Source organism: Bordetella ansorpii (genome assembly GCF_900078315.1).
In the GTDB taxonomy this organism is placed as follows: domain Bacteria; phylum Pseudomonadota; class Gammaproteobacteria; order Burkholderiales; family Burkholderiaceae_B; genus Bordetella; species Bordetella ansorpii.
The window spans coordinates 1,148,646-1,165,932 of record NZ_FKBS01000029.1 but is presented as its reverse complement, the minus strand read 5'-3'; the positions used below and the strand labels follow the sequence as shown (position 1 = coordinate 1,165,932).

The following is a 17,287-nucleotide window of genomic DNA, read 5'->3' as shown; positions in this document are numbered from 1 at the left end:
TGATATGACCGATACCCTTCGCCTGGATGTTCCCATTGTGCTACCCGCTGCCAGCGGCGCTTCGGATGCCTGCGTCGCACGACTGATCGGTGCGCTCGAGGCGCGTCGCGATGTCGAGCGTGTGCATGTAGAGAGTCCGGCGGGGCAGCCTGCGCAGCTTTGCATTCACTACGATCCGCAGCGTCTGTCGATGTCCCGCATTCGGGCGATCGTCATCGCCGCCGGCGCTGAGGTATCGGGACGGTTCGGCCATGCTGCCTGGCGCATGCGCGGCATTACGCATATGCGGCGGGCCGCCACCGTGAGTGCCCATCTGCGCGGGGTGACAGGCGTGGTCGATGCAGACGTCGATGCCACCGGCGAGGTACGCGTGGAGTTCGACCGGCAGCGGGTGGATGAGGGCGTCATTCTGTCCGAATTGGCATCCTTGGATGTGACGCCCGCTGAAGCCCCGCGGGATGCGTCCCGCGGTGGCGATGAGGACAAGCACGATCATGGCGCCTGGCTTGGCCCTCGCAGCGAGTTGGTCTTCTCCCTGGCATGCGGCGCCTTGCTGGGCGTGGGCGTCGCCGTGGAGAAGCTCTGGCCTGCCGTGGCGGCCTGGCTGCCGTTGGCGTGCTTCATGGCGGCCTACGTGGCCGGCGGCTTCTTCACGCTGCGTGAGGCCTTGGACAATCTGCGGTTGCGCCGTTTCGAGATCGATACCTTGATGCTGGTGGCCGCGGCGGGCGCGGCCGCGCTGGGAGCATGGGCCGAGGGGGCGTTGCTGCTGTTCCTGTTCAGCCTGGGGCATGCGCTGGAGCACTACGCGATGGGGCGTGCGAAGCGGGCCATCGAGGCGTTGGCCGCGCTGGCGCCGAAGACCGCCACCGTGCGCCGCGACGGCATGACCCGCGAAATGCCCGTGGATGAGCTGGTTGTGGGCGATGTCATCCTCGTGCGGCCCAACGAGCGGGTACCGGCGGATGGATTCATCACGCGGGGGACGACCAGCATCGACCAGGCTCCCGTCACCGGTGAAAGCATGCCCGTGGACAAGCGGCCGGTGACGGATCCTGCGGCCGCAAGGCAGCGTCCAGATGCCATCGATGCGCAGTCCCGGACCTTCGCGGGCACGATCAACGGTGCAAGCGCCATCGAGATCGAAGTCACCCGGCTGTCTTCGGAGTCGACGCTGGCGCGTGTCGTGAAGATGGTCGCCCAGACCGAGGTCCGGAAGTCGCCCACTCAACGCATGACCGACAGGTTCGAACGCATCTTCGTCCCATCGGTTCTGTTGCTGGCGGTGGCGATGTTGTTCTCGTGGCTCGTGGTCGATGAGCCGTTCCGCGATAGCTTCTATCGCGCCATGGCGGTGCTCGTGGCCGCCAGCCCGTGTGCGCTGGCCATCGCCACGCCCAGCGCGGTGTTGTCCGGCATTGCCCGGGCCGCGCGCGGCGGCGTGCTGATCAAGGGCGGGGCTCCACTGGAGATGCTCGGCGGCCTGGATGCGATGGCCTTCGACAAGACAGGGACATTGACGCAAGGCCGTCCGCGCATCACGGATGTGATGCCCGTCGGCGGTACGACCAAGCAGGAGCTGTTGCGGGTGGCGGTGGCGGTCGAATCGCAGAGCGATCATCCCCTGGCGGCAGCGATCACCCGTGATGGCCGCGAGTTGTTGGACGCGACCGAGCTTGACCTACGCGCGGATGCCGTCGAAAGCCTGACGGGGCGAGGGTTGATGGGCCGGGTAGATGGCGAGCCGGTGTGGGTCGGCAAGGCGGAGTGGTTCGGTCAGGATGGCATGGCGCCGCTGGGCAACGAGGCCGAGCGCGCGATCACTACGCTGCGCAACGCGGGCCGCACGACCATGGCGGTGCGCATGGGCAGTCGTGATCTCGGCGTGATCGGCCTGCTCGACACGCCCCGAGAAGGGGCACGCGATGCCTTGCAGGCGCTGCGTGACGTCGGTATCTCGCGCATGATCATGATCTCGGGCGATCACCAGAAGGTCGCGCAGGCCGTCGCGGACGAGGTGGGCCTGGACGAAGCATGGGGAGATCTCATGCCGCAGGACAAGGTCGATGCCATCAAGAAGATGGGGGCCGAGACGAAGGTCGCCATGGTCGGTGATGGGGTGAACGACGCACCCGCCATGGCCAGCGCCACCGTCGGGATCGCCATGGGCGCGGCGGGTTCGGATGTGGCGCTGGAGACCGCTGACGTGGCCCTCATGTCGGATGACCTGCGCAAGCTGCCTTTCGCGGTCGGCCTGAGCCGGCATACCCGGGCGGTCATCCGGCAGAACGTGTTCGTCAGCCTGGGTGTTGTCGCCATCCTCGTGCCGGCCACCATCATGGGAATGAGCATAGGCGCCGCCGTGGCGGTGCACGAGGGCTCCACGCTGCTGGTGGTGATCAATGCCCTGAGATTGCTGGCTTATCGGCCAGCGGCAGATTCGACACAAGCATGATGCGAACGTAGAAGACGCAAAGCGCAGTTTGAATGCAGCGCGGGTGATCCTACCCGTGTTCGCGATCCAGTCGTCCTGGAGGATCGACCTGCACAGTGACGTGATCGATAGCGTAGCGCTTCTTCAGCCATGCGGAGACCAGTGGCGGCAATGACAGTGGATCCACGCCCATCGCAGGGCTGACGTGTACCGTGGCGATTGCACTGTCATCGGTCAATGTCCAGGCGTGGAAGTGACCCGCTTCGGCGATCTCGGGCAATTCGGCCAGGCCGCGCTCGGCCGTCTCGGCGTCCACGCCCTGCGGTACCGCTTGCAGCAGCACCCGTATCGAGTCCTTGACGAGGCCCCAGGCGGAACGCACGACCAACAGCGCGACCAGGACGGACAGCAAAGGGTCCAGTATGGTCCATCCCGTCAACATGATGCCGATGGCCGCCGCGATGGCGCCGACCGAGCCCAGCAGGTCGCCCATGACATGGAGCAATGCACCGCGCAGATTGCCGTCGCTCTTGTCACCGGACCATAGCGCCCAGGCTCCCCCAAGGTTTACCAACAGGCCAACTACGGCCACGATCAGCATGGGGCCCGCCAGAACTTCGGCTGGCGAGTTGATGCGAGCGATGGCTTCCCAAGCGATCCAGGCGACCAGGGCAAGCAGCGCGGCGCCATTGGCCAAGGCGGCAAGGACGCGTACGCGATGAAAGCCATAGGTACGCGTGGCGTCCGCCGGGCGGCGCGCGATGCGGTAGGCGATCAGCGCCAGCAAGAGCGCGGCGGCATCGGACACCATGTGGCCCGAATCCGCTATCAGGGCCAGCGAGCCGGACATCCAGCCGCCTATGGCTTGCACGATCGCGTAGCCAGCGGTGAATAGAAAGACGAGCCTCAGCCGGCGTTCGTTTGAGGCCGTGACGGCCTGTTTGTGGTCATGCCCATCGGCATGATCGTGGCTGTGACTGTTATGGTCATGGGCGCCACCTTCATTGTGATGGTGAGTGGGCTCAGCCTTCTGTTGGTCCAGCGGTTCGGTGTTCGGCATATGTGTCGTCCCTTTAGCCGGCGTCCTGGATGGTCAGAGACACCGAGGAGCATGTCCCGGATTCTATCGATCTTCACTGGACAATTTCAGCTGCGCAGCTCTTTTCGTTATTGGCAGATTAGGGCTGCATCACCTGTCGTGAGCAGCGCCGCGGCGGGCTACAGGCGATGCTTGGGAACAGTGGCCAACCGCTTGTACTCAATGGCGTTATCAGAGGACCGCGATGGCATGTCTTTTGAGTCTGTTTTTGAGTCAGATTGGGCTGCTTTAAGAAAATCTACCTGCTGGTTCGAATCGTGTAGGGCGGGCCAATCTACAGGCGGCCGAACCCGTCGACGGTTCCGAGCACAGTAAGCCTAATGTGGTCGATGGCGCTCGGCATCGACATCGGGCCGCTTCACCCCTGGCATACGGGCTCACCCCTTTCAGTCCAACAGGTCCTTCAGCGCGGGTGCAGGCGCATCGCACTGAAAAAACTGCCGAGCAGGGCGCAACCTCCCCCCAGCCATAACGCCATGACCGGCCCCGTGGCTTGCCACCAGTGAAAACACTGAGCGACCACGGCAGCGCCACAGGTTTGTCCCAACAGACGCGAAATCGCTACCAGCCCGCTTGCGCCACCGCTGCGGTTGGTGGGCGACTTGCTCATGATTTCGCGCATGTTGGGTGCCTGAAACAAGCCGAAGCCGGCCCCGCACAGCGCCAGCCGCAAGGCGACGCCGGCCTCGGAGGTTTCATGGGGCATCGTCGCCAGCGCCAGCATGCCCACCGTCAGGGCAAGAAGGCCGGCACTGCACAGTACGCCCGGCGAGAGCCGCCCTCGGTCGCTCAAGGGGGCTGCCACGAGTGCCATCAGCCCGACTACAAGCGGCCACGCGGCCAGGAGAAATCCCGTACCGACCACGGACACGCCCAACGACCGTTGAAGGAAGAACGGCAAGGAAACCAGTGCGAGCGACTGCGTGGCAAACGCGCAGATCGAAGTCAGCGACGAGAGCCGTACGACGCGAATGCTCAACAGGTCCACGGCGAGCATCGGCGCTGGATGGCCGCGCTGCCTGCGCAGCAACAGCACAAGACAGAGGCAGGCCAACCCCACCGAGATTAGCGCGAAGCCCGCTCCGCCACCATTTTCGACCGAGCACACCCCCAGCGTGAGCAAGCCGAGGAATGCCGCGCATAGCGTGGCGGGCACGACCTCGAACCGATGCCGGTCGCCTGCGGCATCCGGCAGGAAGCGCAAGGACAGCGCAATCGACAAGGCCGCCACCGGCACATTGATGAAGAATAGCCAGTGCCAGCTGGCAACCGTCAGCACCATCGAGGCGATGACGGGGCCCAGCGTGAAGCCGACCGCGACGAACAGCGCGTTCATGCCGACCCCGCGGCCCAGCCTGTGGGGGGGATAGATATGGCGAATGAAAGCGGTAATGACGCTCATGACGGCCGCTGCGCCCATCCCCTTGATGGCCCGGCCGACGACAAGCATCGGCAGCGCCGAGGCTGCGCCGCACATCGCCGATGCCAAGGCAAAGGCGATCAGTCCGCCGATGAACACCTTTCGATAGCCGATGGATTCGCCCAGTGCGGCAAACGGCAATAACGCCGCGATCATCGCGATCTGGTAGGCATTGGCGACCCAGACGATGGCGGCATCGCTGGATCGAAGGTCCGTCGAAATCTGGGGCAGGGCCGTGTTGGCGATGGTGGTATCGAGAGCTGCCAGGATCGCGGCGCTCATCAACGCAAGCATGCAGAGCAGACGCTTGCGCGCAGGCACCGGCAGGTCCGCGGCCGCTGTCGAATGGGGAGGGGCAGAAGTCATCATGGCCAAGCATTCCGCATCACACAGTTCATGAATGTTCGATGATCCCAGGGCCATCATCATCTGTACAATGAATAGTAATGATATTCACATTCACGAAATGGATTAATGGCTCCGATGAGTCTTCGCCGAGTGGATCTCAATCTCCTGGTCGCGCTCGACGCCTTGTTGGCGGAACGCCATGTCACGCGCGCGGCGTTGCAGGTCGGGCTCAGCCAGCCCGCGATGAGCAATGCGCTGCGCAGGCTGCGTCATGCGATGAATGACGAGTTGTTGATTCGCACGCCTTACGGCATGGAGCCTACGCCGCGGGCACAGGAACTCATCGAGCCGGTCCGCCAGCTCCTGCGGCAGGCCGAGCGCATGCTCGCGTCTCCCAACTCATTCGATCCGGGGACGTCCACCCTGCGATTCCGGGTTCGCATGTCGGATGTGCTCGGCTACCTGCTCATGCCAGGGCTGCTCGGCTTGATGCAGCGCGAGGCGCCGGGCGTCACGCTCGACGTGGTGCATCTTCCCCCTGTCGATACGGTCAGCGCGCTGGAGTCCAACGACATCGACCTGGCCGTGAGCATGAACCTTGAACTGCCTTCCTCCGTGCGCAGCAGCCCTTTGCTCGATGACAGGATGGTGTGCGTCATGTCGGCGCATCATCCGCTGGCTCGACAACGCCTCACACTGCCGAAGTTTCTGAAGCAGGATCACATCAAGGTATCGATCAGCCCTCTCGACGGCCGGTATGTCGACAGCGCACTGGCGAGAATGGGCAAGGCCCGGAGAGTCGCCGTGAGTGTCCCGCACTGGCTGCTTGTCCCGCATCTGCTGAGAAGTTCAACCATGGTATCGGTGTTGTCCGAGCGACTGTTCGAGCGCGCGGGTACAGGCTTGGCGCGTCGCGACCTGCCGTTCTCCAGCGATATTTTCAGTTGGTCTCTGTACTGGCACAGGCGCAATGACGTGGCGCCGGCCCAACGCTGGCTCCGCGCGAAGTTCGATGAAACCGTTGCGGGTCTACGGACTGGGGATTTTGTTCATGGCCCGTCGTAACCGTTTGGGGTCCCGGCAATCTTGGAGTCCATTATTTTCATAATTCTAGAAATATCATAGAATGTACGCCATGAACGAAATAGAGATCGTCGATTCCCTGAGCGCGCTGGCGCACCCTCTGCGGCTGCGCGTGTTCCGTGCGCTCGTTGTCGCTGGGCAGGAAGGCCTTACGCCGGGCGTGATGAGCGAGGGCCTGCAAACGCCTGCGCCGACCTTGTCGTTTCATCTCAAAGAACTGACTCGCGCGGGGCTCGTTACCCAGGAGCGCGCGAGCCGCCACCTTGTCTATCGGGCAGCCTTCGAGCGCATGGATGGTCTGCTGAGATACCTGACTGAAAACTGCTGCCAGGGAGCGGAGTGCGCGGTAAGCACAGCGTCATGTAAGTGCTGACCTGGATTCAAGCCCTGGCCCTGGCCCCAACACGGGGCGCCTCACCCTCCTCAAGTTGGAAAAATGCTTACGGCCGTATCGATATTCGTCCTGACCCTGGTCTTTGTGATCTGGCAACCGCGGGGACTTGGCATTGGCTGGACGGCAACGTTGGGGGCCGTCATCGCGCTGTGCCTGGGCGTCGTCCAGATGGCGGACATCCCTGTCGTCTGGGACATTGTCTGGAACGCCACCACGACCTTCGTTGCGGTCATCATCATCAGCCTTCTTCTGGACGAGGCGGGCTTCTTCGAATGGGCTGCGCTGCATTTTGCGCGGTGGGGTGGGGGCAGCGGGCCAAGACTCTTCTCGCTCCTGGTTCTTCTGGGGGCCGCAGTCGCCGCGCTTTTCGCAAACGACGGCGCCGCACTCATCTTGACGCCCATCGTGATGGCCGTCCTGCTGGCCCTGGGCCTCTCGCCCGCGGCAACGCTGGCCTTCGTGATGGCGGCGGGGTTCATCGCAGACACCGCGAGCCTGCCTCTGGTCGTGTCCAATCTGGTCAACATTGTCTCCGCTGACTTCTTCGATATAGGCTTCACGCGATACGCATCGGTGATGATGCCGGTGAACGTCGTGTCGGTGGCGGCCAGCCTGGCTATTCTCTACCTGTTTTTTCGCCGGGATATCCCCGCTACCTACGACCTCGCGCGGCTGAGTACGCCGGCGGCGGCCATCCGCGACGCCCGGACCTTCAAGGCGGGTTGGGCGGTGCTGATTCTGCTGCTGGTGGGCTTCTTTGCCTTGGAGCCTATCGGTGTGCCCGTCAGCGCCGTCGCGACGGTGGGGGCCTTGATTCTTTTAATGGTGGCCTCTCGTGGCACGGCCATCCAGACCCGAAAAGTTCTGAAAGGCGCGCCTTGGCAGATTGTCGTCTTCTCCCTGGGCATGTACCTGGTCGTTTACGGGCTGCGCAATGCCGGGCTGACCGGCTACATCGCGGAATTGCTCAATTGGGTCGCGCAGGGCGGGGTCTGGGGCGCTGCGTTGGGCACGGGCATCCTGGCTGCCGGCCTGTCATCCGTCATGAACAACATGCCTACCGTGCTCATCGGGGCACTGTCCATAGACCAGTCCTCCGCCACTGGGGTGCTCAGGGATGCGATGGTCTATGCGAACGTCATCGGCTGCGACCTCGGCCCGAAGATCACCCCCATAGGCAGCCTGGCCACGCTGCTGTGGCTGCATGTGTTGTCTCGCAAAGGAACCACGATTTCCTGGGGCTATTACTTCAGGGTCGGCATTGTCCTGACTGTTCCCGTCCTCTTGGCCACGCTCGCGGCATTGGCGCTGCGCCTGACCTTCGTCTAAGCCTTTCTGCACCCATCGCGGAGACTGGAAATGAGCCACATCACCATCTATCACAATCCCGCCTGCGGGACCTCTCGCAACGTCCTGGCGATGATTCGGAATTCGGGCGAAGAGCCCGAGGTCATCGAATACCTGAAGACACCTCCGGACCGTCCAACGCTCGAGCGCCTTATCGCTGCATCCGGCCTCTCGGTCCGCGAGGTGCTCCGACGCAAAGGCACGCCGTACGACGACCTGAAGCTGGACGATCCTGAATGGACGGACGAGCAACTGATCGGTTTCATGCTCGAGCATCCCATCCTGATCAATCGTCCCATTGTCGTGACGCCGTTGGCGACCAGGCTGTGCCGCCCCTCGGAATTGGTGCTTGATATCTTGCCCAATCCGCAGCAGGGCCCGTTCAGCAAGGAGGATGGCGAAGTCGTCATCGACAGGGATGGCCGCCGTGTCGGCAACTGAGGACCTGGGCAATCTGGACCGCAGCCATTTCGAGCCCCTGGATGCCGCGCGTCTCTTTCCGGGCGAACGTTCGACCCATCCTCCGCGAATCCTGTTGCTGTACGGGTCTCTGCGGGAACGCTCCTTCAGCCGTCTGGCGGCTGAAGAGGCGGCTCGTATTCTGCGAGCGTTGGGCGCGCAGACTCGAATGTTCAGCCCGCGGGACCTTCCGCTTCCCGACGGCGCGACGGATGACCATCCCAAGGTGGTCGAGCTGCGCGACCTGGTTCAGTGGGCGGAAGGAATGGTGTGGAGTTCTCCCGAGCGGCACGGTGCAATGTCGAGCGTGCTTAAGTCCCAGATCGACTGGATACCCTTGTCGATGGGGGCGGTGCGGCCCACGCAGGGCAAGACGCTGGCAATCATGCAGGTCTGCGGTGGTTCCCAATCGTTCAACGCCGTGAATCAAATGCGGATTCTGGGCCGTTGGATGCGGATGCTGACCATTCCGAACCAGTCGTCCGTGGCCAAGGCCTGGCAAGAGTTCGATGATGCTGGCCGGATGAAGCCATCGGCTTACTACGACCGAATCGTCGATGTGATGGAGGAACTGGTCAAGTTCACGCTGCTGACCAGAGGCGTTTCTCCCTATCTCGTGGACAGGTACAGCGAACGCAAGGAGTCGGCACACGCGCTTTCTATGCGCGTCAACCAGCGCTCGATCTAGCTTGAGGTCGCCTTACCGCTGACGCGACGAGTGGCGTGGACTCCGGAGATGACGTGCCTCGAGGGGGCCGTACTGCCGGGGCAAGTCGTGCAGGGCGGGCCAATTGAAGGCCCAAGGTGGCCCGATGAATCTCAAGATCACCATCCAAAACGTTGATCCGGCTGGCGCCACGGCGCACGCGTGGGCCAGCCAGCCTGGGCCGATCAGGAACTCAGTATTTCACGCTGATGCGCGCCCAGACGGTTCGGCCAGGCTCGTTTGGCGACCTGGATTTGGCCAACCCTGCCTATGGCCTCGATTTCGGCGCGATCCCTGCGGCAACCTATGCCCAGACCAACCGCTACGAGACGACGGCGTTGTACCTGCAGGACCAGGCTACGTACGGGCGTTTCCACCTGTTGGGTGCGGTGCGGCTGACGCAGTTGCAGTTGCGCCAGAACGAGCAGGGCGTCGACCAGACCTACCACCGCGCCACGCCCAGGCTGGGCATTACCTACGACCTGACGGATTCCGTGTCCGTCTATGCGGCCTATGCCACGGGTTTTCGCGGCGCCGTCAATTTCGTCGGCCTTCAGCCGCCGAAACCCGAGACGTCGCGCAACTATGAGGCCGGCTTGAAGCTGGCGATGAAAGACATCGGCCTGTCTGGAACCGTTGCGGTTTTCGAGCAGACGCGTCGCAACGTCACCACGGCGGACCCTGATCCTGCCCATCTCGGTTATTCGATCCAGACCGGCGAGCAGCGCGCGCGCGGGATCGAGACCGATCTGGTCTGGGAACCGACCGCCGCTTTCTCGTTGTTGTTCAACTATGCCTACACGCAGGCCGAAGTGACCCAGGACACGTCCATTCCCGTGGGCGATGGACTGCCGCGGGTACCCCGTCATAGTGCGCGCCTGGCGGCGCGCTACCGGATTCTTGACGGCGCCGCCAAAGGGCTGTCATTCGGCGCGGGCATCACGGCGGTCAGCGGCCGTGAGCTGACGCTGCCCAATACGGTATCCGTGCCCGGCCACGCCTTGGTGGATGCGCAGGCCAGCTACAGCTTCGACAGATATACCGCCACGCTGTCCGTGGTCAACCTGACCAATCGCAAGGTCTACGACACCTATCAGTATCTTTCGTCGCCGGTCGTGATGCCCGTGCAGCCGCGTTCGGCTTATCTGACCTTGAGCGCCTATTTTTAAGGAGTTGGATGATGACAGACAATACCCGCCGCAACGTGCTGTTGGGCGCGTTGCTGGCCCCCTTGGCGGCCAGCGCCGCCGAACCCATGCCGGCGCATCCCATGCCCAGAATGGACCGCGACATGGACAAGGTGCCTTGGATGGGCACGGAACAGATCGCCATGCTGGTCTATCCGGGCATGACCGTGATGGACCTGGTCGGACCGCACTGCATGTTCGGGTCGCTGATGGGAGCGAAAATCCATATCGTCGCCAAGTCGCTGGACCCCGTGATCAGCGATGCCGGGTTGACCGTCGTGCCCGATGCAACCTTCGAAACCTGCCCCCCGCGACCTGACCGTGCTGTTCACGCCGGGCGGTACGGAGGGTACGCTGGCCGCCGCGTCGGATGCCGAGACGCTCGCGTTCATGGCGGATCGCGGCGGGCGTGCGAAGTACATCACCAGTGTGTGCTCCGGTTCGTTGATTCTGGGCGCGGCGGGACTGCTCAAGGGTTACAAGGCGACTTCGCACTGGTCCTGCCGGGATGCGCTGGCGGGCTTCGGCGCCATTCCGACCGAGGCCAGGGTGGTGCGCGACCGCAACCGGATCACGGGCGCTGGCGTGACGGCAGGGCTGGATTTCGGTCTGGCGATGGTCGCCGAGTTACGTGACCGGACCTATGCCGAGTGCAGCCAGCTGATGAGCGAATATGATCCGGATCCGCCTTTCAACGCGGGCTCGATGAAGACCGCGCCGCCAGCGGTGAAGAAGGCGATGGTCGACCTGGCCTCGGATTTCTCCCGGAAGGCGCAGGCACTTGCTTTCGCAAAGACCCGTTGAAGCCCGATTGATCGCTGCGCTGGCAAGGGGGGGAGTGCGAATTTGAGAAAGACTCCTCCTTGGCCAGCTTTACGCTGCTGGTTCGCATCTTGTAGCGGGCCAATCAACGGTCCGGATCAAAAATAGAACGTCGCACCCAGTTCGTAAGTACGGCCTGGGGCCAGCAGCACCTGGCTGGTGGCGCGTCCGCCATAGTAGGCATAAAGCCTGTCGGTCAGATTGCGCACCCGGAACGTGACGACAGCCGGATCGAAGCGGTAGCTGATGGCGGCATCCGCCGTGGTATGGCTGTTGATGCGGATCTGGTTGGCGCTGTCCGTGTAGATCTTGCCCGTGTGGTTCAGCCCTACGAACAAGTCCATCGGCACGTCTTTGAAGCGGTAGGTCGCATAAAGATTGGCCACGCGTTCGGGGACGTTCGGCGGGGTGTTGCCGACTCTCGATGTGCCGTCGGCTTCGGTCAGCGAGTCGTACCGGGCGTTCAGCATCGCGATGTTGCCCGACAGCGTCAGCTGCGGGGTGATTCGCCAGTCGGCCGACAGTTCGACGCCACGGGATGATTGACGGCCATTGTTGATCGTCACGCGCGGATCGTTGGCATCGCGCGTCAGGACGTTTTCCAGTTCGATGTGATAGACGGCAGCGGTCCAGTCCACGTCGCCCAGTGTCTGCTTGAAGCCCGCTTCCCATTGCTGCCCTTTGGCCAGCGGGAACGAGGCGTTGGCTTCGGACAGCAGGAACAGCGAGCCGACGGGAATGGTGGCGTTGGTGTACTGCGCGTAGACCGACGATGAAGGGGTGACGTCATACACCGTGCCAAGCCGCAAGGAATTCGCGTTGTAGCGGGTGCTGAACGACGAGCGGGAGTTGGCGTTCAGGTCGGTGACGCCGCGATCGACGTCGAGGTGGTCATACCGATAGCCGCCCACGACGGTCCAGCGGTCGGTCAGTTTGAGCGAGTCCTCCAGAAACAGTGCGGCGCCGCGGACGTCGGTGGTGTAGTCGGTGCGGTTTCCTGCGCCGCTCATCAGTTCGGGATCGTCGTTGTAGTAGCCCACATTCGGATTGCGCAACGATGCGCGCAGCGCATCGGCAGTGCTGGCGGAACGGTTGGAGAAGCGTCGTTTGCTATCCAGAGACGTCTTGCTGAATTCGGCGCCGACCACGAATTTGTTCGACAGCCCACCCAGGGTGCCTGTGTGCGTCGCGTCGAACCGATTGATCAGGTAATGCTGGCCGTGCGTGATGATCGTCTGGTCGCGGTCGACCGAATCGGGTGCGCTGAAGGTGGCCGACTCGGAATTCTTCCAGAGGCGATCCACCTTGTTCATCGCCAGCTCGTTGCGCAGCGTCCACGAGGACGAGAGCTGGTGGGTGAGGCGCGCACGCCACCAATACGCTTCGGCCTCGTTGCGATCATCGCGCACGTTGTAGTTCTGGCTGGCCAGTGAGCGATCCAGGACGCGGCCATCGGAGGTGCTGACGATGCCGGTGGGATCCTTGGCCAGGCTGCGCGGCACCAGCGGTGTGCCCCAATACGCGTGGCCGGTGTCGCGCGAATAGTCGAACGAGAGATCCAGGCGCGTGCGCGGCGCGACGTCGAAGGCAACCCCGGTTGTCAGGTGATCGAGTTTGTTGCTGTTGCGGTCGATGGTGCCGACGCGGCTGTCGTTGTGGCTGTAATCGAGGCGGTAGGCGCCGGTCTCGCCGAAGTTGTCGCCCAGACCGATGCCGGTGCGTACGCTGCCATGGCTTCCATAGGAAAACATGGCTTCTCGTGAAGGGTTGTCGCGGTCGGGACGCTTGGTCTGGAAGTTGACGATGCCGCCGATGGCGCTGTCGCCCTGCAGTACGGATGCAGGTCCTTTCAGGACTTCGATGCGTTCATAGTTCCACGTGTCCTGCACCCGATTGGTGGAGCCTGCCCCCGACATGCGCAAGCCGTCATACAGATAGAGAATGTCCGTGAACCCGCGCGAAGACAAGGTGGTGGGCGAGGAGGGCGGGCCGCCGCCCGCCAGGCCCGTCGCGCCGCGCAGCGCCTCGCTGAGCGTCGTGGCGCCGCGCTGCTGGAGCGTCTGCTGTGTCAGTATTTCGACGGATGCCGGCGTTTCGCGCAGCGTCAGTCCCAGGCGTGAGGCGCTGCTGCTGCGGCTGTTCAGATGCAGACTGTCGTCGTCGCCGGCGGCCTCCACCCGTATGGTTGGCAGTTCCGCTTCCTGCGCTTGTGCTGCAGGTACGACGGTGCAGGCCGCGAACGCGGCGCGGGTGACGACTTTTCTCATTCTGATGGTCCGTAGGGGCAATGAGGGCGGCGGAAAGAATGGCTAGACGACGCGGTAGCGGCGCAGACGCCAGCAAGCCAGGCCCAGCAGCAGCGCCGTGGGTGCCAGCAATTGCACCAGTGCGCGCAGTGCCTGGCGCTGAACCGCATCGGTTTCCTCTTCCTGCCAGTGGAATACCGGTATGTGCGTGAAATCCTCACGCGTGAGCGCGCGGCTGGCTTCGATCCGCGGCAGGAAGAAGTCCTTCCACTGCCGGTGATAGGCATCGATCTGCCGCATGAAGTGCCCATGTCTCTGCTGGCCCGTACCGGCCAGCGCGGTGATGCCTTCGAAGGCCGCCGCGGCTGGGGACAGCACGCTGTACTGGGCAATGAGCGCCTGCTGCCGGCCCATCTGCTGGTCGAAACGGTCCAGTTCGGGCTGCATCGCCGCATCGACCTGGCGTTCGACACGGGCATGGCCCAGGGGGCGGCCGCTGATTTTCAGGTGGCCGTCGCGTGGGATCAGGGCATCGGGCTTGTCCATGTGCTCATAATCGGTCGACAGCAAGGCAGCGTGGTCACGCATGGCCAGCGCGGTGGCGACGCGGGTGCGCGTGGCCAGTTCGGCACGCGAGGGCGCGGGATGGACATATGCGGCAGCCAGGTTCAGCAGCAACGGCACCACCAGCACCAGCAGCACCCAACTGACCATCAGGATCATGGCGTTGGCCGCGGAGGACCTGCCGAATGCATTGACGGCCACCACGGCGGCAAACCAGAACAATGCGTACGCGCCGACCAACAGCGCCCACCACATCGTGGCGCCTGCCGCCTGAAGCGCCTGAGGGCGCGCAATCAGCAAAGCCACTACCGGCAGCACCACTGCCGCAGTCAAAAGCACCGCGGCGCGCAAGGCGACCTTGCCGCTGATCAGTGTCATCAGCGACAACGGCTGCGATAGGAGAAGGCGCAACGTGCCGTCTTCCTTCTCTGCGGACAGCAGGTTATGCCCGAGAGCGAAAATCAGAAGCGGCAACAGATAGACCACGACGAATGCCAGGTCGAAATGCCCGCTGAGCAGATGCCAGGGATTCTCGATGTCATTGTTGTGGATGAAGTTGACCTTGCTGTCGTAGCTGACCTTGAATTGAGAGGGGAAGAGATCCGTCTGGCCCAATGCGACGGGCGCCAGGGGCAGGCTGGGCATCACGGCGTAATGCGCGCCCAGGCCGCCGCCCATGTTGGCGGGGCTTGCGGGATTGCCGAACGGGGTCGGTGTCTCGCTGCCGTCGGTGATCCTGTCCAGCTGCATCAGCTGGTTGGCGCGATTCTGCGCATCGGCGCGCATGAGCGCCGCCTGAGCCTGATCGCGCAACGAGGTCTGCAGCATGCCGTTGAAGACCGCGTATCCCACCAGGAGCAGGAACAGCAGGCCGCAGACCCACAGCGCCCGTTCGCGCGTCAGCAGGCGGAGCTCATGCCGCAGGATCATCCCGAAGCGGCGGAATTGCGTATCTTGCACCGGGGGTCTCCTACAGCGCTTTCTGGCGGGCCACTGCACGCCAGGCGAAAGCCAGGCTCAGCAGCAACGCGATGCCCAGCATCAACAGGCTCAGGCGTGCCTGGTGCAATGCCCAGTTCGCCGTCGGCGGTTGATATTGGAAAGGGGGAACGCGCGCCCACAGCGAGGGACTGGCGTGGTACGAGAAGTGCTGGTGTTCCAGCGTGTCGGCATGCGCCACCAGATCGGTGCTGACAATGTCCTGGATCACGCGGCGATGGTGCTCGGCAGCCGTCGTGAAGGCGCGGTGGTGGGCGAAATCGGTGCCGGCCATGGAGGCCGACAGCGCACGCATCGCCAGTAGCGGCATGGCCCAGCCCATCGACTCCTGCACGGCCTGCTGATGCTCCCAGGTATCCCAGAGCTGGCCGAAATGGCGGTCATAGACGGCATAGCTGGATTGGTCGTCCAGCTTCAGCGCCAGGCCCCATTGATTCAACGGCACGTCCCGGCTCCAGCGCTCGGTCGTGCCGAAAGCCTGCATCCAGACGCGGTCGGAGGTGGCCTTGAGATCGTTCTGCAGGGCCTGGTTGAACTCCAGCCGGGTCGGGCTTGGATAGAGGCCGCGTGACAGTTCAGCCATGACGCGCGGTGCAATCACGGTATTGGCGATCCATACCGCCAGCAGCACCGTGATGGCCACGCGCGAGGAGCGCGCGGCGGCCGAGATCCCGAGCGTAAGAAAAATGAATGCGGCCAGGTACATGGCATAACCGCACGAGAGCATGGCGAAGCGCGATAGTGCGTCGCCCCGCCCACCGGCGAGCCATATCGCCACGGAGGCGGCGGCCGCGGCCGGCACGAGCAGCAGGCTCAAGCTGATCGCCAAGGCGGTGGCCTTGCCCCAGAGCAGGCGCCACGGCGCCACGCCCAGGCTCAGTGTCTGGCGCAGAATCCCTTGTTCGCGCTCGCCGGAAAAGGCGTTGAAACCCAGCACGATCACCAGAAGCGGCCCCAGCGCCTGCAGGATCCAGGCAGCCGATAGATCACCGAAGCGTTGCAGGCCGGAGGCGTCCTGCGCAGGCCGGAATTTCACTTCGCTCTGGCGATGCGCCTGCAGCCAGATGGTGCTGCCGATGTAGGGATTGATGCCTGGGTCCAGCAGCGCCAGCGCCGTATCGGGCTTGAATACGTGCATGCCTTGGTGGGCGGCGTCGTGCGGATGGCGGGCGTCCTGGCGCAGCCAGTCCTGGTAGTCGTTGTTCTGGGCCGCTGCTTGCTCGGTGTGCGCCTCGCGCTGATGCAGGTAACCCACCGCTAGCGCCGTCATCAGCAGGATCACCACGATGCCGCCGGCCCAGTAAAGGCGGCCGTCGCGCAGTCGCTCACGCAGATCCTTGAGCGCGACCAGCATGATCATGCTTCGGCCCTCATGTGCGACAGATACAGGGCTTGCAGGTCGACATCGCCGATTTGCCGGGCCTCCAGGCTTTCGACCAGCCGGCCCCGCTTCATGATGCCGATGCGGGTAGCCGTCTGGCGGGCATGGAAAAGATCATGCGTGGTGGCAAGGATGGCCACGCCCTGGTTGGCGGCACGTTGCAGCAACCGGGTGAACTCATCGGCGGCGGAGGGGTCCAGGCCGGACGTGGGTTCGTCCAGTAGCAGCGCACCGGCATTCTTCGCCATGGCCACCGCGATCCACACCTTCTGTCGCATCCCTTTGGAGTAAGCCGCGACGCGTTTGTCTGCCGCGGAGGGATCCAGTCCGACCTCTGCCAGCAAGGCCAACAGGCGCTCACGCGAAGGCGGTTCACCCAGGGCCAGCGCCGAGAAGTAGCGCAGATTCTCCAGCCCGGTCAGGGTGCCGTAGAGATTGACTTGCTCCGGGATATACGCCACATGGCGTTTGCTGGCCAAGGGTTCGCGCGTCACATCCAGACCGTTGATCAAGGCCTGGCCGCCATCGGGGGCGATGAAGTTCAGGAACAGGTTGACGGTGGTGGTTTTGCCCGCGCCATTGGCGCCCAGCAGGCAGTAGATTTCGCCGGGCTCGATACGCAGGTCGAGCGGGTGGAGCGCGATCTGGTTGCCGTAGCGTTTGGTGAGACCGATGGCTTCGAGCACAACAAATCCTTCATCGTTCGAAGTCGGCAATTGTATGTAATGTTATAACATAACGCAATTGAAACGTAGCTGAAGCGTTTCCCGCTGATGTGCTGTGCCCGGCAAGCCCTCC

At 63.6% G+C, this 17,287-nt stretch carries 14 protein-coding genes; 8 read left to right on the top strand and 6 right to left on the bottom strand.

Going from position 1 to position 17,287, the window contains the following annotated elements; translation table 11 throughout:
• Positions 1-4 precede the first annotated feature (4 nt).
• On the top strand, positions 5-2,455 hold the full coding sequence (locus A7W11_RS26855; protein ID WP_066421538.1) for a heavy metal translocating P-type ATPase: 2,451 nt from the start codon (positions 5-7) through the stop codon (positions 2,453-2,455).
• 49 nt (positions 2,456-2,504) lie between these two features.
• Here the strand turns inward: A7W11_RS26855 and A7W11_RS26850 are convergent, their stop codons facing one another.
• On the bottom strand, positions 2,505-3,494 hold the full coding sequence (locus A7W11_RS26850) for a cation diffusion facilitator family transporter (RefSeq protein ID WP_066421535.1): 990 nt from the start codon (positions 3,492-3,494) through the stop codon (positions 2,505-2,507).
• Positions 3,495-3,936: 442 nt separating this feature from the next.
• On the bottom strand, positions 3,937-5,322 hold the full coding sequence (locus tag A7W11_RS26845) for an MFS transporter (RefSeq protein ID WP_156523250.1): 1,386 nt from the start codon (positions 5,320-5,322) through the stop codon (positions 3,937-3,939).
• Between the two features lie 129 nt (positions 5,323-5,451).
• Here A7W11_RS26845 and A7W11_RS26840 point away from each other — a divergent pair, with 129 nt between their 5' ends.
• From A7W11_RS26840 to A7W11_RS26810, 7 genes are all read left to right on the top strand, one after another.
• On the top strand, positions 5,452-6,366 hold the full coding sequence (locus A7W11_RS26840) for a LysR family transcriptional regulator (RefSeq protein WP_235816980.1): 915 nt from the start codon (positions 5,452-5,454) through the stop codon (positions 6,364-6,366).
• Between the two features lie 70 nt (positions 6,367-6,436).
• Positions 6,437-6,757 carry an ArsR/SmtB family transcription factor gene (locus A7W11_RS26835; RefSeq protein ID WP_066123668.1) on the top strand — a complete coding sequence of 107 codons (321 nt, stop codon included), beginning with the start codon at positions 6,437-6,439 and terminating at the stop codon, positions 6,755-6,757.
• Between the two features lie 63 nt (positions 6,758-6,820).
• A complete protein-coding gene (locus A7W11_RS26830; protein WP_066421532.1) occupies positions 6,821-8,107 on the top strand; it encodes an arsenic transporter in 1,287 nt (428 codons plus the stop codon).
• 30 nt (positions 8,108-8,137) lie between these two features.
• A complete protein-coding gene (gene arsC / locus A7W11_RS26825; protein WP_066421529.1) occupies positions 8,138-8,566 on the top strand; it encodes an arsenate reductase (glutaredoxin) in 429 nt (142 codons plus the stop codon).
• Complete coding sequence (gene arsH, locus A7W11_RS26820; protein ID WP_082887512.1) at positions 8,520-9,272, top strand: arsenical resistance protein ArsH; 753 nt, start codon at positions 8,520-8,522, stop codon at positions 9,270-9,272. Before arsC ends, arsH begins: the two co-directional genes overlap by 47 nt.
• A 227-nt stretch (positions 9,273-9,499) precedes the next feature.
• Entirely contained in the window at positions 9,500-10,459 is a 960-nt protein-coding gene (locus A7W11_RS27810) for a TonB-dependent siderophore receptor (protein WP_082887511.1), read from the top strand.
• A gap of 303 nt (positions 10,460-10,762) precedes the next feature.
• On the top strand, positions 10,763-11,281 hold the full coding sequence (locus A7W11_RS26810; RefSeq protein WP_235816979.1) for a DJ-1/PfpI family protein: 519 nt from the start codon (positions 10,763-10,765) through the stop codon (positions 11,279-11,281).
• Positions 11,282-11,397: 116 nt separating this feature from the next.
• Here A7W11_RS26810 and A7W11_RS26805 read toward each other — a convergent pair whose 3' ends face one another.
• Genes A7W11_RS26805 through A7W11_RS26790 form a run of 4 tightly spaced genes read right to left on the bottom strand, consistent with a single transcriptional unit; the run spans position 11,398 to position 17,175 of the window.
• Positions 11,398-13,566 (bottom strand): TonB-dependent receptor, encoded by a 2,169-nt coding sequence (locus A7W11_RS26805; RefSeq protein WP_066421524.1) that lies wholly within the window; start codon positions 13,564-13,566, stop codon positions 11,398-11,400.
• A 42-nt stretch (positions 13,567-13,608) separates the two neighbouring features.
• Positions 13,609-15,069 (bottom strand): ABC transporter permease subunit, encoded by a 1,461-nt coding sequence (locus A7W11_RS26800; protein ID WP_066421521.1) that lies wholly within the window; start codon positions 15,067-15,069, stop codon positions 13,609-13,611.
• A gap of 10 nt (positions 15,070-15,079) precedes the next feature.
• Positions 15,080-16,468 (bottom strand): ABC transporter permease subunit, encoded by a 1,389-nt coding sequence (locus tag A7W11_RS26795; RefSeq protein ID WP_066421512.1) that lies wholly within the window; start codon positions 16,466-16,468, stop codon positions 15,080-15,082.
• Complete coding sequence (locus tag A7W11_RS26790) at positions 16,465-17,175, bottom strand: ABC transporter ATP-binding protein (protein WP_066421508.1); 711 nt, start codon at positions 17,173-17,175, stop codon at positions 16,465-16,467. The genes A7W11_RS26795 and A7W11_RS26790 overlap by 4 nt, the downstream gene beginning before the upstream one ends.
• Between the last annotated feature and the right edge of the window lie 112 nt (positions 17,176-17,287).